Source organism: Coleofasciculus sp. H7-1, assembly GCF_057473865.1.
Map to the genome: position 1 here is coordinate 266,191 of NZ_JBYCCT010000066.1, position 25,497 is coordinate 291,687.

Consider the following 25,497-nt stretch of genomic DNA (forward strand, 5'->3'; position numbering starts at 1 on the left):
TAACGAATTATCAGAATTGTTGCCAAAGTCAACTTTTGCTATGTTGCTATATTACTTTTCAACGCTTCCTTTGCCCTTTACGCAAGCAATTCCGACATTACACACTTGCCCTCCAACCTTAGGAAGTGGAAAGCCCAACCAGGAACGGTGCCTTATTCATAAAATCTCAGGACTTACGCAAAGCTTATACATATAGCGTTTTTTCGGGTTCAATCCCCCTGTGGTTGCCGGTGGCAGATGTGGTGATGTGCGGCGAGTCCTAAAATCTATAAAAATTGAGGCGCTCCAACAAAAGCCCCGTACAGTCATTAGCTCAAGTACAACCGTCAAGCTAAAGGCAAGAAAAAACGAAACGTACTACCCTTTCCCAGTTCGCTTTCTACTTCAATCTGACCGCCTTGCAGTTCTAGCAACCGGGAGGAAATAGCTAAACCGATGCCAGTTCCTCTGGAATTTTGGATTCGAGACTGCTCAGCCCGCCAAAATCGCTCAAAGATATGAGGCAAATCTTTTGGTGCAATTCCTTGACCCGTATCCACTACAGCAATCCAGAGGCGTTTTGGTTCACTCCAGGCTTTGACCGTAATCGAACCAGCACTGGTGTATAGCAGTGCATTTCCCAATAGATTAACCAAAACCTGCTCCACACGGTCAATATCAGCTAATACCGGGGGCAACTGGAGCGGACAGTCTAACCGCAGCACCGGGCCATCTTCCAGCACCTGGTCAGAAAATTTTTCCAACAGGGACTCTAATAAAGGTCGTAGATTGACCGGCTGGAGATTGATTGGTAAATACCCCGCCTCTGCTTTAGAGAGTTCCTGCAAATCGTTGACTAACCGCTCTAGCCGGGTTGTTTCCCGCACCAACCGCTGGTAAACTTCTGGCGATGGTTCAATCCTGCTGTCAGCCATCTCCTCCAGGTAGCCGCGAATCACAGTTAGGGGCGTTCGGAGTTCATGCGTCAGGTCGCTAATAAGTTCTCGCCGCCGCTGTTCCACACCTTCGAGACTAGACGCCATGCGGTTAAAACTAGCACCCAGGCGGTTGAGTTCTGGAATTTCGCTCTTCGGTAGGCGCTCATCCAAGTGCCCAGCGGCAAACTTGCGGGTAATTTGTTCCATCTGCGTCAAAGGCTGGGTAATTCGGCGAGATACCCAATAACTCAAGCCCCCAGCAGCCGTGGCACCCGCGATAAATGACAAGAAAGTGCTGCGACTCCAGGCTGTTTCAAACCCTCTCACCAGCTGCCTGCGAGCATAGCGTACCTGTATGCCGCTGACTTCGATTTGTTCAAGCTGGACGATAAAGAAGCGGGGAGAAGACAGTTTGCTGATAATGAGTAGACTACCCACTCCTACCATCATCACTAAGAGATGGGAAAGAAACAAGCGCGATCGCAGTCCCATTTTATTCCGGGGCATTTTATAGAGGTGAGTCTTCAAATTTATAGCCCACACCAACCACTGTTTTAATAAAGGTGGGATTGGCTGGGTCAGGTTCAATTTTTTTCCGCAACCGAGCCACATGAGTATCCACCACCCGTTCATCGCCAAAAAAATCGTTCCCCCAAAGTTTCTCAATGAGTTGCGTTCGGTTCCAGACGCGACTGGGATGACTGATAAACGTAGTCAAGAGATTAAATTCTAACGTAGTCAAATCGAGTGCTTCCCACGGATGAGGACTCAGTTGACGAGAGGCAGAGTGCTGTTCTACATCAACCGTGAAATGCTGAGTGCGGTAAACCTGATGTTGTCCGCCCTGACGCAAGCTACGCCGCAGTAACGCCCGAACTCTCGCAACCAGTTCTCTAGGGCTAAACGGTTTGACAAGGTAATCATCCGCACCCGTAGATAGACCAATTACCCGGTCAATTTCTTCACCTCTAGCCGTCAGCATCAAAATATAGGGATCTTTTGCTCCCGGTTTCTGCCGTATTCTGGCACACACTTCCAGCCCATCCAAACCCGGTAACATCAAGTCGAGAATCATTAAATCTGGTTGTTGCTCCTGAAAAACTTGTAAAGCTCTCAAACCATCCCGGCATAACTGACAGGAAAACCCCTCTTTTGCTAAAGTCAACTGGATGAGTTTGGCAATTTCCGGTTCATCCTCAACAATCAGAATATCCATATTGCTCGCAGGCGATATAAAGACAATAAAAAGATTTCTCGCCAAGTCATTTTAAATTCATCCCGATGACACGGAAACGGCAAACAGTTTTGCAAGAATTGAATTAAGTGATGAAAAATTATAAAACTTTAACTCACTTAAGTCTGAGATCAGCGATACTAACGGCTGGGACGAGAGTCTTACGTTATTGTTTCTAGTTTATTAAAAACATTCCCATGAGAATTTATCAGGTTCGTCTGCGTCAACTCCATCGCGCCCTTGCCCCGATTATGCTGCTGCCACTCCTATTGACGCTCTTCACCGGCTCGATTTATCAAATTGTCGATCTCGAAGGCAAGGGTGAGGACTTCGACTGGCTGCTAGATTGGCATAAAGGTCATTTTGGTTCTCTGAATCTAGAGATAATCTATCCGTTCCTGAATGCGCTGGGTTTATTAACCTTGGTAATTACTGGAATCTGGATGTGGTTTCAGATGCGGCGTAACGCTAGGAAACGTTCTGAGGAAATTTGACCTGTGCGGTTCGGAAAAATTTTAGGTGTTTTTGTCGCGGGTGCCCCTCAGTTAGCTCCTCCCCAGGTGGAGGCAAATACAGGACTGACGTTTGAGCTGCAAACGTTTAAAAGCGCTGCAATAGGCGAAGTGCCTACTTATTGCTTGATTTTGCCTTTTGCAGAATAACTTTAATATTTTGTTTAGCCACAGCGATTACTTTCAGAACCCTGACACTTAAAAATTAAGAATTGAGAAATTTAATTTTTAATTTTTTGGGCGCATCGTCTCTCGACCTAGCATCATCATTCCAGCAACGCCCAAGCAGACAAACCAAATATACTCATACCAATATTCGCGCACCTGCTGGACTGGGCTAAGTTCTGGATGCAAGAGATACAGATAAAGCAGCAACAAAACCAGAAAAAGCGCCCCAAATCCCGAAAAAGTCAAACCAATCAGAATACGAGCTGGTTTCAATTCCTCATCGCTGATTTCATCTAAGTCAATCTCAGCCAGTTGGTTGAGAGATTCATCAGCCACCTCTGAAGCATCTTGCAAACTGGTTGCCACTAGAGGCGGCAAAACCGGCGTCAGAGTTGCTAAAGTTTTGCGTCGCAGCAACCCTTCGGTATCTCGCAGCAACTCCAAAGGCGTTAGCGTCGCAGCTTTGAAGGCGCTTCGTGGTGGTTCAGCAAATTCAGTTGCTTCGGGCATTGAGGTTGCAGTAACTTCTGGTTCAAAATCCATAGCTTATTTCAATCCCTAATCGGAATTATAAACTTATCCCCACGCCTAACCATTCTTTTAACCTAAAAGTCTTTGCCATGTCACATCAAATTTCTCAGATTTTCAGGACTTACGCAACTTGCGCGACATCTGAGGGCAACCACAGGGGGATTGAACCCGAAAAAACGCTATATATATAAGCTTTGCGTAAGTCCTGATTTTGTAGAAACTGTCTTGAGGGCTTGGCAGCTCAAGACAGTTTCTAGGAAACAATCACGGTGGTGAATTTTCTACAACTTAGATAAACACCGATGCCAGGACTAAAGTAGCCCACCCTACCCACTAAAAGCCCAATTTTTCCAACACCGGATGAGTCGAGACAATGTGTCTATCCAAACCGAGCTGTTTCGGGCTAATCCCCAGCGCCAGAGAAATTAACTGGGGTAAATGCAGCACTGGCAAACCCAACTTATGCCCGATTGTTTTTTCAACCTCCGGTTGACGGGAGTCGAGATTCAGGTGGCACAAGGGACAAGGTGTCACCATACAATCGGCACCAGCATTGAGGGCTTCTTGAATATGCGACCCAGCCATCTTGAAAGATTGCGTGGTGGCATAGCTGGAAAGGGGCCATCCGCAACACTGGGTGCGTCCTCGGTAGTAAACTGGCGTCGCCCCTACTGCCCGAAACACATTCTCCATAGATTCCGGTTGATGCGGGTCGTCATAGGGGATATGAGTTTGGGCGCGTAGCAAATAGCAGCCATAGAATGCCGCACATTTCAACCCAGCAAGCTTGCGGCTAACTCGATTTTGCAACTCATCTAATCCGTAATCGGCTACCAATGCCCAAAGCAGATGTTTGACTTCTGTACTGCCTTGATAGGGAGAACAGCCTTCTTTCTTCAATAAGCCATTCACCTGCTCAATATAAGCTGGGTTTGATTGTTGGGAGTCCTTCAAACGCTCATCCACATGACCAATGACGCCCTGGCAGGTACTGCAATGGGTTAGCAGCGGCAGATTCAGTTCTTCTGCCAGAGCAATATTGCGGGCATTTACCGTATCTTCTAGCAGTTGAGAATCTTCTTTGTAGGTACCAGAACCACAACAAGCAGCTTTTTTTAGCTCAATCAGTTCGATGCCCAGAGCTTGGGTGAGGGCTGCTGTAGACTGGTAAAGCTCCCGGCAAGCCCCTTGAGCAACGCAGCCGGGAAAGTAAGCATATTTAAGAGTCGGGGATGCCATATTTTGACGAAAGACTACAGGCACTTGAGAAGGACTGATAACTTCAGGACTGAGGACTGAGGAAAGAGATGTCAGGAATCAGGAGGAGCAAAAAAATTACTTTTTTCATTCAGTCCGCGCTGTCACGCCTCTAAGCTAACAGTCCTCAGCACTCCCTTTACCCCTATCATCGCTTGTCCATACCGTACCGGGGACAACTGGTCACATTCGTTTAAGTTTCAATATGACAGTGCCACTTGGAGAAGCGACTATCTACCGCTTTTGTTGTCCCCTCTTTCAGATAAGATGAAGAGATGCTTAGAACCGTATAACCCTAAGAACAAGCTTGAGGGAATGGGTAGAGGATCAATATGAGCCAAGAGGAAATTTTTGTAAGAGTCAAGAAGATTGTGGCGGAACAACTGGAGGTTGAACCCGACGAAGTCACGCCGCAAGCTAGCTTTGCTAACGATTTGGGAGCGGATTCCCTCGATACGGTTGAACTCGTGATGGCGTTGGAAGAAGAGTTTGATATCGAAATTCCAGACGAGGCAGCTGAGCAAATTGGCACCGTTCAAGCCGTTGTGGACTATATCACTGGCAAAGTGGCGGCTTCGGCATAAATAATCGTGCTGAATGCTGTAGGGGCGGGTAAAGAAGAATTTTCTTCGGGCGCGTTAATTAAAACTAATTAAAACTCGGTGCAAAACTCGCCCACAAGGAAGTCCTAAGTTGAAAATAAAAATAGATACTTAGTTCTGGGTCTTCTTTCCTCGGTCTTATTACTGTTTTGCGTTTTGGGTGCAAAACCCATCTATTACTGGCATAATGACAAATTTTGAACGGAAGCGCGTTGTTGTCACAGGTCTCGGCGCGATTACACCGATAGGCAACACTTTGGCAGATTATTGGTCAGGGTTGTTGAGCGGCACAAATGGCATTGGCCCGATTACATTGTTCGATCCTTCCCGGCATGATTGTCGCATGGCTGGTGAAGTCAAGGGATTTGACCCCCACAAATACCTGGAACGTAAGGAAGCAAAGCGGATGGATCGTTTTGCCCAGTTTGCGGTAGCCGCGAGCAAGCAGGCGATCGCAGACGCTCAATTTGTGATTAATGAGCTGAACGCAGAACAAGTAGGCGTCATCATTGGCAGCGGAGTGGGCGGTCTCAAAGTGTTGGAAGACCAGCAAGAAATCTACTTGAGTCGTGGTCCCGACCGCTGTAGCCCGTTTATGATTCCCATGATGATCGCTAACATGGCAGCGGGTTTAACGGCAATTCACACGGGTGCCAAAGGGCCAAACTCTTGCCCAGTGACAGCCTGTGCATCTGGCTCTAATGCGGTGGGAGATGCCTTTCGCCTGATTCAAGGGGGATATGCCCAAGCGATGATTTGTGGCGGTAGCGAAGCCGCCGTGACACCTTTATCGTTGGCTGGATTTTCGTCAGCACGGGCACTTTCGACGCGCAATGACGACCCGGCTCATGCTTGTCGTCCTTTCGATCGCGATCGCGATGGCTTTGTCATGGGCGAAGGCTGTGGCATTTTAGTTTTGGAAGAACTGGAATACGCCTTGAGCCGTGGCGCTCGGATTTATGCGGAAATTGTCGGCTACGGTATGACGTGCGATGCCTACCACATGACAGCGCCAGTTCCAGGTGGTGAAGGAGCTAGCAGAGCCATGCAGCTAGCTTTAAAAGATGCAGGATTGGCTCCCGATCGAGTTAGCTACATCAATGCTCACGGAACCAGCACACCAGCCAACGATGTGACTGAGACAGCAGCGATCAAAAAAGCTTTAGGTGAGAGTGCCTACAAAGTGGCGATTAGCTCCACCAAATCGATGACGGGGCACCTACTGGGCGGTTCTGGAGGGATTGAAGCAGTTGCTACGGTGATGGCGATCGCCCAAAACCAGATTCCTCCCACCATCAACCTGGAAAACCCCGATCCGGGATGCGACCTAGATTATGTACCCAACAAAAGTCGCTCTCAAACAGTCGAGGTGGCGCTGTCGAACTCTTTCGGGTTTGGCGGTCACAATGTGACACTCGCATTTAAAAAGTACAGATAGGGGCGATAAAAATATCAGCGGGTCGGGTGAAGGAGAAAATATTTAAGCCTTCACCCTCTATAATTTATCCTGTTTCTCACAAAGTACGGGATCTCCCATTCCGAATCGAAATGGGGTAAGCAAGAGAGCCACCTGTTTCGATACCAATGGGCGATCCCTTAATACTGCCCACGACTTGCCCATCCATCCGGCTAATGGGATGATCGGTTAATGGGTGCTTAGGGCGATCCAGAGCATTCAACTTCCCGCTCACCCAATAAGCGTGCTAAACCGTCGTTAAGTAGAAGAGATTATGGCCGTTGCAACCCAATCACTCGAAGAGCTTTGTATTAACTCCGTCCGCTTTCTGGCGATTGACGCCGTAGAGAAGGCAAAATCAGGCCATCCAGGGCTACCAATGGGCGCTGCTCCAATGGCATTTGTGCTTTGGGATCGCTTTATGCGGTATAACCCGAAAAATCCCAAATGGTTCAACCGCGATCGCTTCGTGCTATCTGCCGGTCACGGCTCAATGTTACAGTACGCCTTACTGTATTTAACTGGTTACGAAGATTTGACGATTGAAGACCTCAAGCAGTTCCGGCAGTGGGAATCGAAAACTCCCGGTCATCCGGAAAACTTCATGACTCAAGGGGTAGAAGTCACCACAGGTCCTCTCGGTCAAGGAATTTCTAATGCTGTGGGCTTAGCAATGGCTGAAGCTCACCTAGCAGCTAAATTTAACAAGCCCGATCACACGATCGTAGACCACTACACTTACGTGATTTTGGGTGATGGTTGCAACCAAGAAGGCGTCTCTAGCGAAGCTTGTTCCCTAGCCGGACACTTGGGATTGGGCAAGCTGATTGCCCTCTACGATGACAACAAAATCACCATCGACGGTCACACCGATTTATCGTTCACCGAAGATGTCGGCAAGCGCTATGAAGCCTACGGCTGGCACGTCCAAACCGTAGAAGACGGCAACACCGACCTAGAGGCAATTCACAAAGCAATTGAAGCCGCTAAAGCTGTTACTGATAAGCCTTCCTTAATTAAAGTTGCCACTACGATTGGTTACGGTTCCCCCAATAAAGCCAACACCCACGGTGTCCACGGTGCTGCCTTGGGTGGCGATGAAGTGAAAGCGACTCGCGAGCATCTGGGTTGGGAATACGAGCCTTTTGACGTTCCAGAAGATGCCCTCAACCATTGGCGCAAGGCAATCGAGCGCGGCGCTAAGTATGAGGAAGAGTGGAACAAAAACTGGGAAAATTACAAAGCCAAATATGGCGAAGAAGCTGCTGAATTAGAACGGCTGATTAGCAACAAACTGCCAGAAGGTTGGGACAAAGTTCTCCCCACCTATACCCCAGAAGACAAAGCAGATGCTACCCGCAATCACTCTGGCAAATGCTTGAATTCTCTAGCTGGAGTTTTACCCGAACTCCTTGGCGGTTCAGCTGACTTGGCTGGTTCTTGCATGACCTTAATCAAGAGTTCTGGCGATTTCCTCAAAGGTCACTACGAAAATCGCAACCTGCGCTTTGGTGTCCGCGAACACGGCATGGGGGCGATTTGTAACGGCATTGCCCTGCACGGCACAGGTTTGATTCCCTATGGGGCAACCTTCTTAGTCTTTGCTGACTATATGCGGGCAGCGATTCGCCTCTCAGCCCTCTCCCATGCGGGTGTGATCTGGGTAATGACCCACGACTCGATCCAGTTGGGTGAAGATGGCCCCACCCACCAACCTGTGGAAACGATTGCCTCCCTGCGGGCAATTCCCCAGCTAACGGTGATGCGTCCTGCGGATGGGAACGAAACCTCTGGTTGTTATAAAGTAGCGATCGCGGCTGCTAATCAGCATCGTCCGACTCTGCTGGCGCTGTCTCGTCTAGCACAACCCAACTTGGCTGGCACTTCGATGGAAGGCACCGCCAAGGGTGCTTACATTCTTTCCGACAGCGAAGGTACGCCTGACATCATCTTGATTGGCAACGGGAGTGAACTGCAACTTTGCGCCAAGGCAGCAGACCAGTTGCGCGGCGAAGGCAAGAAAGTCCGTGTCGTTTCGCTGCCCAGCTGGGAGTTGTTCGACGAGCAGGATGAAGCTTATCGGGAATCTGTATTACCCAAGTCTGTAACTAAGCGCTTAGCTGTGGAAGCGGCTTCTAGCTTTGGCTGGTGCCGTTACCTCGGAAACGAAGGCAAAATGATTAGCATCGATCGCTTTGGCTCCTCCGCTCCGGGTCCAGTTGCTCTAGAGAAGTTCGGCTTCAACGTAGATAACGTGGTAGCGAAGGCGAAGGCTCTGTTGGGTTAAGACTCAAGTAATAATCTCTTGTAGGGTGGACTGAAAAGTCCCCCCTTTTTTATTAACATCTGAGCAATGCAAGCACCTCACCCCCAACCCCAACCCTCCCCGCTCTTCGGAAGGAAAGCTGGAGCCGCCGGTTCTAGCGGGGTGGGGTTCCTCTTAATTGTGGGGAATCAACCGGATTTGATATGGCTTTTCTCGCTTTTGTTGATTCCCGTCTTCTACTTCAGGGAAGGAAGTTTTTAGTTTGATTGTGTGTGCCGGTTGAGGAATTGTCTACTGTCAGAGGCGGTAGTGTTTCGACTTCAAAGCGCGATCGCTAGTTCTTCTCCAAGCCACAAGTGCTGATACAGCAAGGAGTAGCTAACCACATCGGCTAAAAAACAACAAGCAAACAACATTAGGGTAGAAAGTCGGCTAAGAGAGTGACACAGCAACGATTGTGGGCTACGCGAAAGTTTTTTATTTTAAGTAAGTACCGCAACGAGAACACGCTATTCGCTCAATCTGAGTGATTTAGGCGTAAATCGAGCAAATCTTGCAAATAAAGTGTCAAAGTCATGCAAAAAGATATTAACTACCCAATGATGGCGATTATTAACGATTTAGATGCTCTGATGACCGAAATAGATGAAAATCCGCACCTCTCTTCATGGGTAGTTCGTCTGGTACTCAAATCGATTAAAGAAAAAGCCAAGAGAATAGCTACCGAGACAGCACCTCAATCAATTTATTTAAATCAGCCTCCTCATCTCGACGCTTTTGCCAACTCATCCACGCTCAACACCTCACAAATCAAAGTATTACGGCAGCTACGGTAGACTGTAAAGGGCGTGCGATCGCCCAAACGCGACTCAGCGCGATCGCATCTGTCATTCACCCGTCTTTTCTAGCTGCAAAGGCACGTAACACGCGGAAGATATTAGAAAAATCATCTGTCCACAGAGGCGCTGATTTTGTTTCCGGGATGGGTTGCCAGCGCGAATCACTGACGAGATTGCCCAAATCTTTTTGATTACGAGCAAATAGCACCCAATGAGAAGGAGATTTCCCAATTTCCCGCTCAGATTCAGAAATATTCGCTTCCCTCTGCCTCAGCGTAGACAATCCTAAATCCTGAGCTAAAGCACCCAAAACCGGCTCAAGATTCAGGAATCGATTAGAAATGTTAATGACAATTAACCCTTCTTTAGTTAACTTACTCAAGTAAAGCTGAATGGCTTCCCGCGTTATTAGATGAATGGGGACTGAATCCGAGCTAAAAGCATCCATAAAAATCAAGTCATAGCGATTATCTGGAACTTCAGCAAATCGCCAACGAGCATCCCCTAAAACTACGGATAATGGCGCTTTTGAATCCTGTAAAAAGGTGAAATAACGAGTGTCACGAGCCAACCTTTCAATAGTTGGATCTATTTCATAAAAAGTCCATTGTTGCCCCAGTTCTGAGTATGCAGCCAGCGTCCCAATTCCCAACCCTAGCACGGCAACATTCGTGGGAGGTTTAGTTTGATTTAAAGAGTTAAATAATTGCCCAATCGGGCCAGTAGGATGAAAATAAGTTAAAGGTTCGTCGTGCCGTTTTGGATCGAGACTTTGTTTCCCATGCAAGATGGTGCCATGCAGAAGACTATGATAGCTGCCGCGCCTGTCATCTAAAACGCGGTAAACGCCAAAAAAGCTGCGCTCGGTATCGAGGATACCACCGAGAGTTCCTATCGAAAACTGACTAATTAAAACAATCAAAGCTAAGCCTAACCCAAAGCGAATCGGGTGCAGTTTGAAGGAGTAGAAAATGGCAGTCAGGATGCTAAAGCCGATAAAGTTACCTATCAGGTTATTAGTAAAGTTTTTGCTAGTAAAACCAACAAGCAAAGTGCCGATTAAAAGACCTAAACTGATGGGGAAAGTTAAACGTCGCTGTAGCCTGGATAGGGGGTCATCTGCATCCTTGGGAGTTTGCATCAGTAGGAGACAAAGTACCATAATCAGAGGGTATTCTAGGACAGATTGAAATAAAAGCGGAGCCGCGATCGCATTAAATAATCCACCGAGGACACCCCCGACAGAAATCCACAGATAAAAATTAGTTAGATACTGCGTACTGGGACGACTTCGAGCCAATTCTCCATGAAAAACACAAGCAGCTACAAAAAATCCTGCCAAATGTAAAGGGAATAACACCCATATTGGCTGCATCACCTGAATCAAAAATAAAATTATTAGTACAGTCAACCATAAAGGTAAAATTGCCACTAAAGTTTTATGGGGCAAAAGTGGTTTACGGGCAAAAGTTAAAATAAATGTTAATAGATAAATCGCTAAGGGAATTGCCCACAAAAGCGGAATTGCTGCAATGTCTGTCGTTAGATAAGCGGTAACTCCTAGAAGTAAACTAGAGGGTAAAAAGGACAGTAATACCCATTGCGCTTGCTGTTGAATCGTGGGAGATTCTTCTGTAGGCGCGGATTTATTGACTAAATTGGTGTCCCCAGCAACATTTTGAATAAACCCAGCGTTACCCGCCTGTAAACTTTTGAAATTTTCAGGCGATCGCCACACGCATACTGCACATCCTAGAGTTAGCAAAACCAATAACCCGTAACCGCTTGTCCATAACCAACTTTGGTGTGTCAGAGAAAAATTCGGTTCAATTAAGATGGGGTAGCTGAGAACTCCTAACATACTGCCCAGGTTACTTGCGGTATATAGGAAATAAGGATCGGAACTGGCTGGGTGTCCTGTGTCAGCAAACCACTTTTGTACTAAAGGCGCACTGGTAGCAACAACAAAAAAGGGAAATCCCACACATAAAAGCAGCAAAACTAACAGCCACGGAATAGGATTGGCATCATGAGGAGGAATCCAATTCTTAGCGGCAGTAATCGGTAAAAATGCTATTGGCAATAGCAGAAAAATACTGTGAATAACGGCTTGGCGACGAATCCTAAACCAACTCGTTGTGATGTGGGAATATCCATAACCAAGTAATAAAATCGCTTGAAAAAAGAATAGACAAGTGTTCCAGACTGATGGAGAGCCACCTAATAAAGGCAGAATCATCTTAGCAACCATCAATTGCACCCAAAAAAGCAGGAAGGCACTAACAAAAAGGGTGGAAGAGAAAAGAATAATCAAAAGCGATACTCCTTTGGTAAATAGCTGAAACTCAATTAATTATATTTCCAATACTCGACGATTAAACTCAGTCTATGCAACTAACCGATAAGAACGAATATCTGGTTCATCTGCTAGTAATCCGTTCAATTTTGACTCGGCTTTCGTGTGCTGATGCCAAATTCGCTTCCAGTTGTGGCTGATTTTTGCACTTTTCATTCAACAAAGGGAAAATCAGTCGGCTCGTTGTGATGTCTGCACCAGCTCATAACTGATGCAGACATCTTCTTGGCGCGTCGGTTCAACTAGCACCCTAAGAACCGATTTCACTTCTGCCACTTTGTCGAGAAGTGCAACAACACCCACTACGCGAACAGTTGTTTTAAGCATCAGCTTTTTCTGGCTTTTCCACGTCAAAATTTACTTTCTTAATCGGTTCGCTTTTTGAAGAAGCGATCGCGCTCATCCCTCACTCCGTGTATCCCTCAAGCCTTCTAGGAAGCCCCGTTGAGCGTGCGATCGCATATTCTCCTCGCCCAACTCCATCAAGCACACCAATTCATCCCCTTTGTAATATTCCGGATTCCGTTCTAAAAAGTAGCGTACATCCGGTTTATGCTGAAATCCTTCTTTAATCTCTGCCCAGCTTCCTCGCAAATGTCCCAGCGACGCGGGAAAGCGAATTAACCCACTTGCAGGATCGTAGTAATCTCCAAATTTTGTCTTAGCCAGGTAATCCATCAACGCCTGATAATTTGCTGGCGTTGGATATCGCCAAGTCGGATAAAAACGTTGGGCAAATACCGACAAGTAGCGATACGTCCGGTATCCCTTAACAATTAGAAACCAATACAAAGGTTGCTCCATTGCTTCGCCTTTAATTTTCCCAGCCAGACGACACCACGCCAAAGGCAGAGTTTGTTCTCCCCAATATTGATGATGGATAATCGTATCGCCGGAGAAAATAGCGCGTTGCAGCTTTCCCTCAAATTCAAACGAAAGAACCGCCACTGTGGAAAAACCCTGAAGTTTTTCCTCTTCATTCCACAGCAAAATTATATAATCTTTGTTACTTAAATCCTGTTGAAAAATTTCCCAACTGGTGCCATCGTAATACTGGGCATATAAGTCGTACATCAACCGGATTAGGTACTCTTGGATTTTGGGTTTAGGGACAACTTCAGCTTTTAAACGATTCATAGAATCAGAAATGAGCCAATAGAAACTGCTGGATGGTCAGTCCATCATAACAGTCCAATTTCTGAGTGGGGTCTAAAAAAGGCTTGCTACTTCCAATCACCCATGTAAACGCTTCCTGCATCTGTCAGAAGACGAGTCAGCTAAATTCAGTCAAGTAACTTTTAATCAAAAACATCCAATCCGGGATTTTAAAGTTAGCAATGACTGTCTGCTAAAGCCTAGTTTCAGTTTTTACTGTAATTGATTATCATCGCGGGTAGAGAGGGAATGACGCAACAAATACCAAAATACAGCTAAATTTACCAAAAAAACTGCTAGCTTTAGTAGCGACATTCTTCGGATAAGCTCAAAAATTTCTGGTGGGATACTAATTCCTACTAGTACCAGAACTAATATTTTTGCCCAAGCTTTTTGATACCACAGACCGATTCCCTCAATCGCAGTTACAATGGCGTAGAGTCCAACAGCCATACTGGTAAACTGCAAAGTTTTAGGGTTGAGATTCAAAATTTCCTTCAAAGTCCATTTAATAATCTGTAATTTACCTTCTAAGGCATAAGATTCTGAAAAATCAACCAAAAGTTGATGTTTTTTAACTGTTAATCCTAAAGCGATCGCCATCACCACAAGCAGTAAAGCACTGAAGGTTTTGTAAATCACGATTGCCACTAAAGCCGGTGGGCGCTTAGTAATATTTTTCACATGAATTATCCCTGATTTTGGTGAATGAGTCAGTCGCTTCTGGGACACCCGAACAATTAAGCACTCGCTTACGTTTGATCGTATGTGGGCAAGTGGGGGAAAAGCTGCTGCTTTGAGAGGTACTCCTAAAAGTAGATATCCCTCTCCAGCGCCAAGAATTTTCATTAGAGTGCAACATCAACGTCACAAGCACGTCACATGGGATGTCTAGATTGAGAGATGTAGAGATGTTAAACGAAGCATCTATACGGGCAAATCTTCACAGCGTTTTCACGCGGACGCACCTGGTGAACAAGCGAATAACCGAGCTATCTTCACCAGAGCCAAGCGTACAGAATTTTAACTTCCTTGTCTCAGATGTCAACAATGAAAAGCAAACAGCAAGATAGCGATTATAATTCCAGGCAACCCAACCAGAAAGGATTTGACGCTTCGGCACCCAAACCCTGGCAAAAGGCAGCCACCTATCTATCGCTGGTGCTGCTGGGAGCTGGTGTCACCTTTTCAGGCAGCTATCTGGGGTCAAATACCCTGCTGTCCTCCAAGGATTCTACTTCTAAAGTGTCTCCAACCCCAGGAGTTGCGGTTGCTCAGGCACAACTACCGCTTACCACAGACACTAACTTTGTTACAGAAGTTGTGGAAAAGGTGGGACCCGCAGTGGTGCGAATTAATTCTTCCCGCACGGTGACACAACAACTCCCTGACGCCTTCAATGACCCGTTCTTCCGCCGGTTCTTTGGAGCTGAATTGCCGACTGGCCCGCAAGAGCGAGTGGAACGGGGTACGGGATCGGGCTTTATTATCAATACGGATGGTCAAATTCTCACCAATGCCCATGTAGTCGCTGGTGCCGACACTGTAAACGTCATTCTCAAGGATGGGCGCAGCTTTAAGGGTAAGGTGATGGGTACAGACCCGGTAACAGATGTCGCCATCGTTAAGATTCAGGCGAATAATCTTCCGACAGTTCGTTTGGGCGATTCAGATGCGCTGAGACCTGGAGAATGGGCGATCGCTATCGGCAACCCTCTCGGTCTAGATAATACCGTCACAACAGGGATTATCAGTGCCACCGGACGCTCTAGCTCTCAAGTCGGCGTTCCCGATAAGCGGGTAAACTTTATCCAAACGGATGCCGCGATTAATCCGGGTAACTCAGGCGGGCCACTGCTGAACGCCAAGGGTGAAGTGATTGGTATGAATACAGCGATTATCCGGGGTGCCCAAGGATTAGGCTTTGCAATTCCCATCAATACCGCTCAACGCATTGGCAATCAGCTGGCGACGACTGGCAACGTGCAACATCCTTATCTGGGCATCCAGATGGTAAAACTCACTCCTGAAGTCAAACAGCAAATCAATGAAGATTCCAACAGTCGCGTGAATATAGATGCAGATCGAGGCGTCCTTGTCGTCAGAGTTATGCAAAACTCCCCAGCTGCCAATGCAGGGTTACGCACGGGAGATGTTATCCAAAAAATCAACGGTCAATCGGTCACAGACACAGACACAGTACAACAGCAAGTAGAAAGGAGCCAGGTGGGCAGTAGTTTACAGATGGAGGTGCTTCGGAATGGGCAAACGATTAACCTACCTGTAACCACTGCCGCTCTCCCGGTTCAGCGCGAGTAATCTGTTAACAGCGTTCTAAAACAGTGAGTAAGACAAGGTTTTTGAGGATGGGTATTTTGCCCATCCTTTTTGTATTATCAGAGTGGCAGGACTTACGCAACATCACCACATCTGAAAGACGCAATCCCACAGGGGGATTGCCCGTACAAAACGCTATATGTATAAGCTTTGCATAAGTCCTGGTACTACCTGATAGCACGGCAACTGAGGAGTCGGTGAAGCAGGAAATGAACGATCAAAAAGCGGTAGATGAGTCAAACTAGAGAGGCTGGGTGCTTTCAGGATGAGAGATGGTGACAATTGTTGTGGTTTTCAATGTGCTGCTCTCGCTGATGCTGCTGTATGTTGCCTGGAAAATCCAAAAACTGCGATCGCGTCTGGCAAAAATCACAAAGATTGTACTCGCAGCCGAACGGAATACTTATGCCGTGCTACGAGGTGCCCCCAAGACTCTTTCTAAAGGTCAGCTAGGGGTTAATCGGCTCACAGAGCGATATCAGCAACTCGATCCTCAACTACAACGGGTGCAAAAAATTTTGGCATTATTCGGTTTGGGACAAAAGCTCTGGCTGCAAAATAAGCCAAAGTCGATAGCAATGACGCAGCGCTTCTGGCGCAGGAGTTGAAACTCGCTCATACCGCTGCTGTTAAGATAAGATTTTCTTTTTCCAAAGGTACTCGTATCGCTGCCTGTACCGACGACGGATTATGGAAAACTGCCTAAAATTGGAATTAAGACATAGAGACTAGAAAATGTCAAACAACCGTGCTGGATCGTTTATTGGTGGTCTGCTGCTGGGAAGCGCTCTCGGAACCATCACCGGATTATTGATGGCCCCTCGTACAGGTCGAGAGACGCGGCGGCTGTTAAAAAAATCTGCCGATGCCCTACCAGAATTAGCGGAAGACCTATCGACCAGCGTACAACTGCAAGCCGACCGCCTCTCAGAATCAGCACTGCGAAACTGGGATGAAACGCTTTTGAGATTAAAACAGGCGATCGCTGCTGGAATTGAAGCATCTGCACGCGAACAACAAGCACTCAAACAAGTCACCGATGAAGAAGTCCCGGCTGATGCACGCCCGCTTGTAACCACAGAGGATAGGCGATCGCAAGAGTGACTGAACCCTTATTTTGGTTAGGACTATCGATTCTGCTGGTAGCGGTTAGCTTAGCCGCCGTCTTAGTATCGCTGCTACCAGCGGTGCAAGAATTAGCGCGGGCGGCTCGCAGTGTGGAAAAATTAGCGGATACGTTGAACCGAGAATTGCCCCCCACGCTGGAAGCAATTCGCCTGACGGGTTTGGAAATTAGTGACTTGACAGATGATGTCAATGAAGGCGTCAAAAGCGCCAGTCAAGTCGTTAAACAAGTCGATCAAAGCATTAGCGGTGCTAAAAAGCAGGCTCAAAACGTGCAAGTTGGCACTCGCAGCGTCTTTGCAGGTGTCAAGGCTGCTTGGAAAACCTTCAAGCGTCCCACAGGGGGGCGCAGGTCAATCGATCGTTTGCCCCCAGAGCCAAGAAATGGTTTTGAGCCTCGTGGATACAGTGAAACTTCTTATCAAGACACTGACAGTGCCTCCACTTCTCATAAAAATTATGAGGAGTGGGAGTCGTTAGGCTCAGAAGATTATTAATATAGATGCCGTTGAAAATACCAGCTATGAGAAAAAATCAGGGAAACTCAGAACCGATCGATTCTGCCACTGACTTGCTGCTAGAGGATCGTTCATCAAACCGCAGACGAAACAACCAATACAACGGTGTTTTTGCCCTGATTTTGATCAACCTAGTTATCTTTATTGCTGACCATATTCTCGGTCTTAATCTTAGAGGTTTATATCTCAATCATGCCAACCCAGCCTTATATCAATTCTTCACGGCGATGTTTTGTCACGCTAGCTGGGCGCACTTGTCGGGAAATCTGTTTTTTCTTTATGTCTTTGGTCGCTTAGTTGAGGAAGAGGAAGGAATCTTCGGGGTTGTCGCTTCTTACTTAGTCTGCGGACTGGGCGCTAGTCTAATGAGTTGGCTTTTCCAGCATGGGTCAATCTATTCTTTGGGGGCTTCCGGAGCCGTCTTTGGCTTATTTGCTGTCAGCGTGTTGATTAAGTTGAGCTGGAATTGGCGCAAAGTCGTGGAAGTGGTGATTCTGGGTCAGTTTGTGATTGAGCGAGTGTTCTTTGAATTTCAACAAACCGGGATTCAAGACGGGGTAGACCATTTTGCTCACCTGGGAGGCGCTGTTGTAGGGGTAGCGCTGATTATGGGTTTGATGCGACTTGACCCAACCCGTTTTCGGAGAACGTAGCCGTGCTGTAGACATCCCACAAGAGTCAGGGGTGATTTGATGCAACATCAAAGCTGACATTGAATCACCCCTCTTTATACTCTTCCCTCAGTCCTCAATCCTGACTCCTCACTCCTCAGCACTCACTCCTCAGGACTTACGCAACTTGCGCGACATCTGAGGGCAACCACAGGGGGATTGCCCCTACAAAACGCTATAGGTATAAGCTTTGCGTAAGTCCTGTCCTGACTCCTCTTCCCTCACTCCTGACTCCTGACTCCTCAGCCCTCAGTCCTCTTCCCTCACTCCTGACTCCTGACTCCTGACTCCTGACTCCTGACTCCTGACTCCTCTTTTCTGACTCCTCAGTCCTCAGTCCTCAGCACTCAGTCCTGACTCCTGACTCCTGACTCCTCTTTTCTGACTCCTCAGTCCTCAGTCCTCAGCACTCAGTCCTGACTCCTGACTCCTGACTCCTCAATGGGTGCCCCTAGACACTCGTTGTATTAAAATATGGTAAACAAGTGTAAAGAAATATTAGTTTACCTAACCCACTCACTTTTAAACAAACCGAACTGCCAATGAAGCATCTTCCTAAACAACGAATTGTGGCATCCCTAGTCGCATTTTTCCTGGCTTTGTCGATTTGGGCGATCGCTCCCGTTGCTCATGCCTATAACAATCCCGACTTACTGCCGGAGACTCATACCCCAATCATTGACTTAGCCAAAGCCTTGACAAATATTCAGGAAGAGGCACTGGTCAAAAATATAGAGAGTTTTGAAGCAGAAACGGGCTGGAAGCTGCGGGTATTAACTCAATACGACCGTACCCCCGGTCTTGCCTTGAAAGATTACTGGAGCTTGGATAATAAAAGCGTGTTGCTGGTTGCTGACCAACGCGGCGGCAATATTCTCAACTTTAATGTAGGCGATGACGTTTATAAACTCATGTCGCGTACCTTCTGGATTGAGTTGCAAACGCGCTTCGGCAATCTGTACTTCGTGCGCGAAAACGGCGAAGACCAAGCCATCATTCAATCATTAGAATCTATTAAAACCTGTCTGCGTCAGGGCGGTTGCCGCGTTGTACCCGGACTGCCCAGAGAACAGTGGATTCTCACCCTGATTACCTCCATTGTGGGCGGAATTATCTGCGGCTTTGCCGCTGTACCCCGCAAAAAGGGACAACTTTTTGCATGGCAGTGGGCTTTAATATTCTCTCCTTTGTGGGGAATTTTATTCATTGCCTTTGGCATCGGTCCCGTTGTCACTCGCACCTCGGAGTGGTTGCCCCTGTTTCGCAACTTCGCGGGTTTTTTCATCGGTGCTTTAGTCGCTTACCTGTCACCGATGATCGTTCAATCTTCTGCTCCGGAAACTTGAAAAAATCCGTCAGCGGCTAGAGCATTTCCAGGCTTTGCCTGAGAATGAGGGCAAGAGGCAAGAGGCATCCCCTCGCACCTCTAGCCCGGAAAAAGCTAATATAGCAATCCTATTTGATTTGTCAGATATTTTTTTAACGAACTGCAAACATCCCTGCATAAAGGAAGAAGAAAATTTCATAAAATCTTTCTCTCTTCCTTTGTGTCTTTGTGGTTTAATAACACTCTTTTGGTTTTCACAAATCATTTCGGACTGCTAGCTGGTAAGCTGATAGCTAAAAGCTGAAAGCGAATCGCTATGGAATGGCACGTAACGGATGCCCAAAGTTTGGCAATCATTGACCGAGAAATTGGCGACCACATCTTCTCACCAGCGGAATTTGAGATTGTGCGTCGGGTCATTTACGCAACCGCTGACTTTGAATATCGGTCTTTAATTCGCTTTTCTGAGAGGGCACTCCAAGCTGGCGCAGCCGCTTTGGCAGCTCGTAGCACCATTGTGGTAGATGTACCAATGGTGCAAGTCGGCATTAGCCCCACGATCCAAAATACTTTTGCTAATCCAGTGTATTGCAGTATGGAAGCCCTGACGCGGCCCCAAAAAGACAAAAGCCGCGCTGCCTGGGGAATTGAAACCCTCGCCAGACGCTATCCAGAGGGAATCTTTGTGGTAGGTCAGGCTCAGACGGCTCTCATTGCCCTGGTTGAGCTAATTGAGGCAGAAGAAATTCGACCGGCATTGGTGATTGGCACGCCTTCGGGATTTGTGGATGTGGATGTCGCCAAGGCACGGCTGAAAGATTCGCTAGTTTCTCACATCCGAATTGATGGACGCAAGGGCAGTGCGGTGGTGGCAGCGGCGATTGTCAATGGTTTAGTTGACTTGGCATGGCAAGCTTATGGGCAGGATACGAATGGTGTCGGCTAAGGGCAGGGAGCCAGGGAGTTAGCCATTAGCCATTAGCCGCTTCTCAATTCAAGGGCGACGCGATCGCCTACGCTTAGGAGTACGATTTTCAGGATAAGGAGCATCATCAGTGTCCTGTAACTGACGACTGACATCCTCAAAAAAGTCCCGCCGCAGATAAGGATAATCACTCACCCAGAGGTTCTGACTGGGAATATAAATGTCTGTCACCTTGGCAATCCGACCCAGGTCTTTTTGATTAGACAGCACTACCATCTCAGCAACTTGACCGGGTTTAACTGCTTTATGAATGCGGCGCAGCGGTACTTGCATCTGTGTCGTAAATCCGGTTTCATCCCCAACTTCGATGTTCAACCGACGCTCTCTGTTTTCAACAATCACCAGCTGCCCGCGATTGTTGACGGTTTGCTCTTCGCCAATCAACTCTTCAGAAACAAAGATATCCACTACTTCACCCCGCCAAAATCCACTGTAGGCGTAGCGGCGATAGGAAGCATTCCGCAGACTTGCCCAATAGACGGGTGCCCACAACCAGTAAAGACCCGTAATGATTCCCAGGAAGAAGGTGATCCCGCTCAAATCCTCACCCAGCAAAAACTTGCCGACGAGTAAAACCACCACCACAGCTACTACAGAAATTAGCAATCGCTTTAAAAAGTCTGGGAACTTGCCCCAGCAGTAAGCATACTGGGGGCCAGTGGCAATCTGGGGAATCAAGTCTTCAAATTTCTGGCGCGTTAATGGGACTAGCATATTGTTCAAAAGCGAATTGCTAATTGAAGGATTGAAGGATGGCTAATTGTTTAAGAGCAGTCCTTCGATTAGGGATTAGCTACTTATAGTATCTTTTCTAACCCATAGACTAGAGATTTGAGCTGGAGAACTTTGCGGATGGCGAGAAGAACACCAGGCATATAGCAAGACCTATCTGAAGTATCGTGGCGCAGGGTATAAATTTGACCCGGTGCCCCAAAAATCACTTCTTGGTGAGCGATGAGACCGGGTAAGCGAACGCTGTGGATGCGAATCCCCTCATCGGCTTGGCTGCCTCTGGCACCGGGTAGTTTTTCGGTTTCTTTTACCATCGGTGGATTGTAGGTTTTACCCAGTTCGGCTAACATCTGGGCAGTCTGAAGGGCAGTACCGCTAGGGGCATCGGCTTTTTGGTTGTGGTGTAACTCGATAATTTCAACGTGGTCAAAGTATTGGGACGCCTGGACAGCTGCCTGCTGTAGTAATACCATGCCAATGGAAAAGTTGGGGATAATCAGGGCACCCGTGCTGGCTTTGTCGGCAAATTCAGCAAGCTCTTGGATTTGCTGTGGGCTAAGTCCGGTTGTGCCAACGACAGGTCGGATGCCGTAAGCGATCGCACTCCGCACGTTGTCATAAACTGAGTCGGGATGAGTAAAATCTACCATGACGCCCAGCTGTCTTTCCTGGGTCGCTAGCACCAGCATCCCTTGTAAGTCACTCACAATGGGCACTTCCAGGGGTTCGCAACCCGCTACTTCTCCAACGTCTTTACCCTGGTGTTCCAAAGTGCGATCCACTGCCCCCAGCAAAGTCATATCATTTGCTTGAGCAACGGCTTTGACGACTTCGCGACCCATTTTGCCAGCCGCACCGTTGACGACAACGGGAATCGGATACTGTTGATTTGCCATGATTTAAGAATACCCTTCTCGACAAGCGCATTCTAGACCAAGAAGGGCTTCCCACGATGACTGAATTGGGCGATCGCGCAGATATTCTTGGCAATTCTCATTCTGTCTCAAACACTGCTTGCTGGAACGACTTGGGATACAGCAGTGGCTTTCTCTGGCTCTAAGTCATATAACTTATTAAAACTTATTTTCAATAAGCTATACTCCACATCAGAGGGACTTTCTGTTTAAAAGTCTCAATTTTAGTTTATTCAGCGGTTATAAAACAATGTCATTTCCCAAAAATTCGCCCACCTATGAACTGGGAAAGTTTGGCAGTAAAGCCGATGCCACTTCTGCAAAAATAGAGAACAAACAAGATAAGACTGACGCCGCGTCTCTCGATTCGGCACTCTTCTGTAACCTCGACAGGAACGGGTCAGCGGAGCATTCCACTGTTAAAAATCAAAACATCCCGTTTGCGGAGAGTATCGTCCCGACCTATTTTGAAGATGAAGACCCGGAACGCACGCCAGAACGATGGTGGAAGAGACGGCAATGCCAAGGATTGACCGGGTTTTCTTAAATTAGTTCTAGGCGCAGTAGGGTTGTACAGCATCTGTACAACCCTAGCAAATACTACCAGCCCCAGGTTCCTGGCTCACCCTTGAATGGGCCAACAATATCGCTGGTAATCCAACCGCCGTAGAAACCTCCAGGTTGCGGCTGCACTTGTTCTCCATCGACCAAACAAACATCCATCATCTGGGGATAGAAAGCGAGATAATCCTTGATGCTGGCGAAGTTTGGTGTGGGATTGGGATAACCCCAAGCGGCATTAGGTGCCTGTTTGTCACCAACAACGACTGTGTAGTAGACAGCACCTCCCTTCCACTCGCAAAACGATCCCTGAATGCTTCGCACCAGGTATTCCATCTTGATATCTAGCGGAGGAATGTAGTAGACAGGTGGGTGGCTAGTTTCCAGTACGCGCTTAGCCCGCTGGGTATCGACAATTGTGACGCCGTTGAAGACGATCTGGATGTACTTGGATGATTCCTCAAGACGCGGGGGACGAGGGTAATCCCATACTGACTCTTGACCGGGGCCGGGTGCAATGCGATCGCGTTCCATGCTGACTTTTTCTGCTGTAAAATCATACTCGCTATTCTAGATGTGCTGCGCTTGTCGCTTCGCTGATTGTTGTAGCTGGCGGTAAGAAACGCGAGAAGCCGTGTATAGGAGCATACAAAAAGAGCGATCGCTCCACGAGAAATTTTCGCTGAATCTGACTTCTAGTACAGGCACCTGACAAGATGTGCAAGGAATAATAAAGCTTAGGGAGCAATTCTCAGGGTGCTTACTTTGACAGTAAATAGCAGACAAAAGCGGTGGATATACCAACACAGTTCGGGTTAGATACTAAAAAACCAAAATTCCAGAGGACATATCCCTAAACAAAATACGGTCTGCTTAGCCGTATTTGGAAATCCCGCAACCCTCTGGAAAACCTTGCTATGAGCTATTTTCCCTCCTTTTAAAGAGGGCGAAGGAGAAATTTTTCCTTAGAAACGCTGCTTGGGGCAATTAAGTATTTTGCATTGAAAAAATTAACCGAACCGTAGTGGGTGGATGTGTTTGAATCCTTAACGCTGAGTATTAGTGTTTTTTTAATCGCCGCTGCGGTCATTGCCGTTGTGGGAACGACGATGGCAAGCACAGCGGATCGCCTAGCGGATGAAACGGGTCTTGGGGAAGCACTTATGGGTGCCTTGTTTCTCGGCGGTAGTACCTCTTTAGCAGGAATTGTTACCTCTGTTACCGCCGCTGCTGGAGGTCACGCCGAACTTGCCATCAGTAGTGCTTTGGGAGGTATTGCCGCCCAAACAGCATTTCTCAGTATTGCCGATCTTGCCTATGGTAAAGCCAACCTGACACACGCAGCTGCCTCCGTGCCAAATCTGATGCAGGCAACACTCCTAGTTGCTTTATTGGCAATTCCTCTTATGGCAATGTCTGGGCCAGATGTCAGTGTTTTTGGGATTCATCCCGCCTCGTTCCTAATCCCAGCTGCCTATATCTTCGGCTTGCGTTTGGCGGCTGAGGCTCAAACTACACCAATGTGGTGGCCTCGGCGTACTGCGGAAACGCAAGTTGACGAACCGAAGGCAGAGAAGTCCGGTGGTACCAGATTGACTGTGTTGTGGTTAAGGTTCGCTTTGCTGGCGGCGCTGCTTGCCGGTGCCGGTTATTTTGTGGCAGAAGCTGGAATATCCATCTCTATGCACACCGGCCTTTCCGAAACTGTGGTAGGAGGGCTTTTTACCGCTTTGTCAACTGCCCTACCGGAACTGGTAACAACCATCGCGGCGGTGCGACGAGGGGCGCTGACGCTTGCGGTTAGTGGCGTTATCGGGGGAAATAGCTTCGATGTGATGCTGGTGGCGTTCTCTGACTTTGCTTATCGGCAGGGTTCGATTTATCATGCTTTGGCACAGCCTCAGATTTTTGCGATCGCATTGACGATTCTGATGACTGGCATTCTAGTTTTGGGCTTGTTGCGGCGGGAAACTCATGGAATTGGAAATATTAGCTTCGAGAGTTTTCTGATTCTGCTCCTATACTTAGGTGGGTTTTCGCTGTTATTTTTTGGGGGTTGAGCAGCTACCAGTGAGGTTTACTCTGCTAAATGAGTAATAATAATTTTGAGTTGTTAGAAAAATTTTTAACTCAAAATTAAGACGTGATTTCTCGGATCTATCTTTAAAAATTCTTACCAATTACCAAACTTCCTCACATTTGATATCAAGCTGCCACTTTGAGTTTCGTTAATTTATTTTGATGCGACAAAAAATTGCTTTTTACTTAGAAGACATTGAAACACCAACAGGAAAAATATTCAATCTTCTAATTACAGGAATGATTTTGCTTTCTTCAGTAATTTTTGTTGTTGAAACCTATCCGCTTCCAAATCATGTCCGAATTAATCTTAATACTATAGATTTTTCGATTTTACTGCTTTTTGCCTGGGAATATTTGCTTCGTTTATGGTGTGCAGATAATAAAATTAAATATCTATTCAGCATTTATTCAATTATAGACTTAGTAGCAATATTGCCATTTTTATTAGGAGTAGCAGACATCAGCTTTATCCGAGTATTTCGATGGTTTAGGATTCTGCGATTTATTCGATTTATAGAAGGTAAAAGCTTGTTTGGTCGCACCATTAATGAAGATGCAGAGATTTCGGCTCGAATATTATTTACTTTATTAGCAATTATATTTGTTTATTCCGGCTTAATTTATCAAGTTGAGCATCCAGTAAATCCTAAAGTATTCGCTACTTTTTTGGATGCCGTTTACTTCTCTGTCGTCACAATGACAACGGTTGGATTTGGCGATGTGACACCGAGTTCAGAAGCAGGTCGCTTGATGACAGTCTTAATGATTTTGACGGGAATTGCTCTAATTCCTTGGCAATTGGGCGACTTGATCAAGCGATTGGTTAAAACAGCTAATCAGGTAGAAACCCTTTGTCCTACTTGCGGTTTATCATCCCATGATGCAGATGCTCGGTGTTGCAAAATTTGCGGAACTAAGTTGGAAAAATTAGCGGGTAGCTAGTAGCAAAAGA

At 47.0% G+C, this 25,497-nt stretch carries 30 protein-coding genes; 17 read left to right on the forward strand and 13 right to left on the reverse strand.

Going from position 1 to position 25,497, the window contains the following annotated elements:
• Window positions 1-326: 326 nt before the first annotated feature.
• Window positions 327-1,424, reverse strand: coding sequence for a sensor histidine kinase (locus tag AC2VDX_RS17785; RefSeq protein WP_378183919.1), 1,098 nt, complete (start codon window positions 1,422-1,424; stop codon window positions 327-329).
• Between the two features lies 1 nt (window position 1,425).
• Window positions 1,426-2,133: a response regulator gene (locus AC2VDX_RS17790; protein ID WP_378183921.1), complete on the reverse strand. Its 708-nt coding sequence runs from the start codon at window positions 2,131-2,133 to the stop codon at window positions 1,426-1,428.
• A 215-nt stretch (window positions 2,134-2,348) separates the two neighbouring features.
• Between AC2VDX_RS17790 and AC2VDX_RS17795 the strand changes: the two genes are divergently transcribed.
• Together AC2VDX_RS17795 and AC2VDX_RS17800 are read left to right on the forward strand one after the other, a co-directional pair.
• Window positions 2,349-2,645, forward strand: coding sequence for a PepSY domain-containing protein (locus tag AC2VDX_RS17795; protein WP_378183923.1), 297 nt, complete (start codon window positions 2,349-2,351; stop codon window positions 2,643-2,645).
• Window positions 2,646-2,648: 3 nt separating this feature from the next.
• Complete coding sequence (locus AC2VDX_RS17800; protein WP_378183925.1) at window positions 2,649-2,813, forward strand: hypothetical protein; 165 nt, start codon at window positions 2,649-2,651, stop codon at window positions 2,811-2,813.
• Between the two features lie 78 nt (window positions 2,814-2,891).
• Here AC2VDX_RS17800 and AC2VDX_RS17805 read toward each other — a convergent pair whose 3' ends face one another.
• Together AC2VDX_RS17805 and AC2VDX_RS17810 are read right to left on the reverse strand one after the other, a co-directional pair.
• Window positions 2,892-3,374 carry a hypothetical protein gene (locus AC2VDX_RS17805; RefSeq protein ID WP_378183927.1) on the reverse strand — a complete coding sequence of 161 codons (483 nt, stop codon included), beginning with the start codon at window positions 3,372-3,374 and terminating at the stop codon, window positions 2,892-2,894.
• 321 nt (window positions 3,375-3,695) lie between these two features.
• The gene (locus AC2VDX_RS17810) at window positions 3,696-4,601 is read right to left on the reverse strand and encodes a CoB--CoM heterodisulfide reductase iron-sulfur subunit B family protein (RefSeq protein WP_378184051.1); all 906 of its coding nucleotides are present in this window, start codon (window positions 4,599-4,601) and stop codon (window positions 3,696-3,698) included.
• Window positions 4,602-4,951: 350 nt separating this feature from the next.
• Between AC2VDX_RS17810 and acpP the strand changes: the two genes are divergently transcribed.
• Both acpP and fabF read left to right on the forward strand, forming a co-directional pair.
• Entirely contained in the window at window positions 4,952-5,203 is a 252-nt protein-coding gene (acpP, locus tag AC2VDX_RS17815; RefSeq protein WP_378183929.1) for an acyl carrier protein, read from the forward strand.
• A gap of 205 nt (window positions 5,204-5,408) precedes the next feature.
• Window positions 5,409-6,659 carry a beta-ketoacyl-ACP synthase II gene (fabF, locus tag AC2VDX_RS17820; protein ID WP_378183931.1) on the forward strand — a complete coding sequence of 417 codons (1,251 nt, stop codon included), beginning with the start codon at window positions 5,409-5,411 and terminating at the stop codon, window positions 6,657-6,659.
• Between the two features lie 76 nt (window positions 6,660-6,735).
• Here the strand turns inward: fabF and AC2VDX_RS17825 are convergent, their stop codons facing one another.
• On the reverse strand, window positions 6,736-6,912 hold the full coding sequence (locus AC2VDX_RS17825) for a hypothetical protein (protein ID WP_378183933.1): 177 nt from the start codon (window positions 6,910-6,912) through the stop codon (window positions 6,736-6,738).
• Between the two features lie 39 nt (window positions 6,913-6,951).
• On the opposite strand from AC2VDX_RS17825, the gene tkt reads away from it, so the two are divergent.
• The 3 genes from tkt to AC2VDX_RS17840 all read left to right on the forward strand — a co-directional run bounded on the left by tkt (window position 6,952) and on the right by AC2VDX_RS17840 (window position 9,779).
• On the forward strand, window positions 6,952-8,964 hold the full coding sequence (gene tkt, locus AC2VDX_RS17830; RefSeq protein WP_378183935.1) for a transketolase: 2,013 nt from the start codon (window positions 6,952-6,954) through the stop codon (window positions 8,962-8,964).
• Between the two features lie 66 nt (window positions 8,965-9,030).
• Entirely contained in the window at window positions 9,031-9,204 is a 174-nt protein-coding gene (locus AC2VDX_RS17835) for a hypothetical protein (protein ID WP_378183937.1), read from the forward strand.
• A 314-nt stretch (window positions 9,205-9,518) separates the two neighbouring features.
• A complete protein-coding gene (locus AC2VDX_RS17840) occupies window positions 9,519-9,779 on the forward strand; it encodes a hypothetical protein (RefSeq protein WP_378183939.1) in 261 nt (86 codons plus the stop codon).
• Between the two features lie 55 nt (window positions 9,780-9,834).
• On the opposite strand, the gene AC2VDX_RS17845 is transcribed toward AC2VDX_RS17840, so the two are convergent.
• The 5 genes from AC2VDX_RS17845 to AC2VDX_RS17865 all read right to left on the reverse strand — a co-directional run bounded on the left by AC2VDX_RS17845 (window position 9,835) and on the right by AC2VDX_RS17865 (window position 13,968).
• The gene (locus tag AC2VDX_RS17845; protein WP_378183941.1) at window positions 9,835-12,096 is read right to left on the reverse strand and encodes a spermidine synthase; all 2,262 of its coding nucleotides are present in this window, start codon (window positions 12,094-12,096) and stop codon (window positions 9,835-9,837) included.
• Between the two features lie 72 nt (window positions 12,097-12,168).
• Window positions 12,169-12,294, reverse strand: coding sequence for a hypothetical protein (locus AC2VDX_RS17850; RefSeq protein WP_486928215.1), 126 nt, complete (start codon window positions 12,292-12,294; stop codon window positions 12,169-12,171).
• 15 nt (window positions 12,295-12,309) lie between these two features.
• A complete protein-coding gene (locus AC2VDX_RS17855; protein WP_378183943.1) occupies window positions 12,310-12,465 on the reverse strand; it encodes a hypothetical protein in 156 nt (51 codons plus the stop codon).
• Between the two features lie 72 nt (window positions 12,466-12,537).
• Window positions 12,538-13,275, reverse strand: a complete 738-nt coding sequence (locus AC2VDX_RS17860) for a hypothetical protein (protein WP_378183945.1) — start codon at window positions 13,273-13,275, stop codon at window positions 12,538-12,540.
• A 231-nt stretch (window positions 13,276-13,506) separates the two neighbouring features.
• Complete coding sequence (locus AC2VDX_RS17865) at window positions 13,507-13,968, reverse strand: DUF2127 domain-containing protein (RefSeq protein ID WP_378184053.1); 462 nt, start codon at window positions 13,966-13,968, stop codon at window positions 13,507-13,509.
• Window positions 13,969-14,343: 375 nt separating this feature from the next.
• Between AC2VDX_RS17865 and AC2VDX_RS17870 the strand changes: the two genes are divergently transcribed.
• The 7 genes from AC2VDX_RS17870 (at window position 14,344) to AC2VDX_RS17900 (ending at window position 20,217) form a co-directional block, all read left to right on the forward strand.
• Window positions 14,344-15,612, forward strand: a complete 1,269-nt coding sequence (locus tag AC2VDX_RS17870; protein ID WP_378183947.1) for an HhoA/HhoB/HtrA family serine endopeptidase — start codon at window positions 14,344-14,346, stop codon at window positions 15,610-15,612.
• Window positions 15,613-15,902: 290 nt separating this feature from the next.
• Window positions 15,903-16,238 (forward strand): hypothetical protein, encoded by a 336-nt coding sequence (locus tag AC2VDX_RS17875; protein WP_378183949.1) that lies wholly within the window; start codon window positions 15,903-15,905, stop codon window positions 16,236-16,238.
• A gap of 127 nt (window positions 16,239-16,365) precedes the next feature.
• Window positions 16,366-16,734, forward strand: a complete 369-nt coding sequence (locus AC2VDX_RS17880) for a YtxH domain-containing protein (protein WP_378183951.1) — start codon at window positions 16,366-16,368, stop codon at window positions 16,732-16,734.
• Window positions 16,731-17,252, forward strand: a complete 522-nt coding sequence (locus AC2VDX_RS17885) for a DUF948 domain-containing protein (RefSeq protein WP_378183953.1) — start codon at window positions 16,731-16,733, stop codon at window positions 17,250-17,252. Before AC2VDX_RS17880 ends, AC2VDX_RS17885 begins: the two co-directional genes overlap by 4 nt.
• A gap of 26 nt (window positions 17,253-17,278) precedes the next feature.
• Complete coding sequence (locus AC2VDX_RS17890; RefSeq protein WP_378183955.1) at window positions 17,279-17,926, forward strand: rhomboid family intramembrane serine protease; 648 nt, start codon at window positions 17,279-17,281, stop codon at window positions 17,924-17,926.
• Between the two features lie 560 nt (window positions 17,927-18,486).
• The gene (locus AC2VDX_RS17895) at window positions 18,487-19,290 is read left to right on the forward strand and encodes a TPM domain-containing protein (protein ID WP_378183957.1); all 804 of its coding nucleotides are present in this window, start codon (window positions 18,487-18,489) and stop codon (window positions 19,288-19,290) included.
• Between the two features lie 297 nt (window positions 19,291-19,587).
• Entirely contained in the window at window positions 19,588-20,217 is a 630-nt protein-coding gene (locus tag AC2VDX_RS17900) for a precorrin-8X methylmutase (RefSeq protein ID WP_378183959.1), read from the forward strand.
• 48 nt (window positions 20,218-20,265) lie between these two features.
• Here the strand turns inward: AC2VDX_RS17900 and AC2VDX_RS17905 are convergent, their stop codons facing one another.
• Both AC2VDX_RS17905 and dapB read right to left on the reverse strand, forming a co-directional pair.
• A complete protein-coding gene (locus tag AC2VDX_RS17905; RefSeq protein WP_378183961.1) occupies window positions 20,266-20,970 on the reverse strand; it encodes a phosphate ABC transporter permease in 705 nt (234 codons plus the stop codon).
• 83 nt (window positions 20,971-21,053) lie between these two features.
• Window positions 21,054-21,884: a 4-hydroxy-tetrahydrodipicolinate reductase gene (gene dapB, locus AC2VDX_RS17910; protein WP_378183963.1), complete on the reverse strand. Its 831-nt coding sequence runs from the start codon at window positions 21,882-21,884 to the stop codon at window positions 21,054-21,056.
• A gap of 268 nt (window positions 21,885-22,152) precedes the next feature.
• Here dapB and AC2VDX_RS17915 point away from each other — a divergent pair, with 268 nt between their 5' ends.
• Window positions 22,153-22,449: a hypothetical protein gene (locus tag AC2VDX_RS17915; protein WP_378183965.1), complete on the forward strand. Its 297-nt coding sequence runs from the start codon at window positions 22,153-22,155 to the stop codon at window positions 22,447-22,449.
• Window positions 22,450-22,502: 53 nt separating this feature from the next.
• On the opposite strand, the gene AC2VDX_RS17920 is transcribed toward AC2VDX_RS17915, so the two are convergent.
• Window positions 22,503-22,997, reverse strand: coding sequence for a DUF427 domain-containing protein (locus tag AC2VDX_RS17920; protein WP_378183967.1), 495 nt, complete (start codon window positions 22,995-22,997; stop codon window positions 22,503-22,505).
• A gap of 500 nt (window positions 22,998-23,497) precedes the next feature.
• Between AC2VDX_RS17920 and AC2VDX_RS17925 the strand changes: the two genes are divergently transcribed.
• Both AC2VDX_RS17925 and AC2VDX_RS17930 read left to right on the forward strand, forming a co-directional pair.
• Complete coding sequence (locus AC2VDX_RS17925) at window positions 23,498-24,523, forward strand: sodium:calcium antiporter (RefSeq protein ID WP_378183969.1); 1,026 nt, start codon at window positions 23,498-23,500, stop codon at window positions 24,521-24,523.
• 181 nt (window positions 24,524-24,704) lie between these two features.
• Window positions 24,705-25,487, forward strand: a complete 783-nt coding sequence (locus tag AC2VDX_RS17930; protein ID WP_378183971.1) for an ion transporter — start codon at window positions 24,705-24,707, stop codon at window positions 25,485-25,487.
• Window positions 25,488-25,497 lie beyond the last annotated feature (10 nt).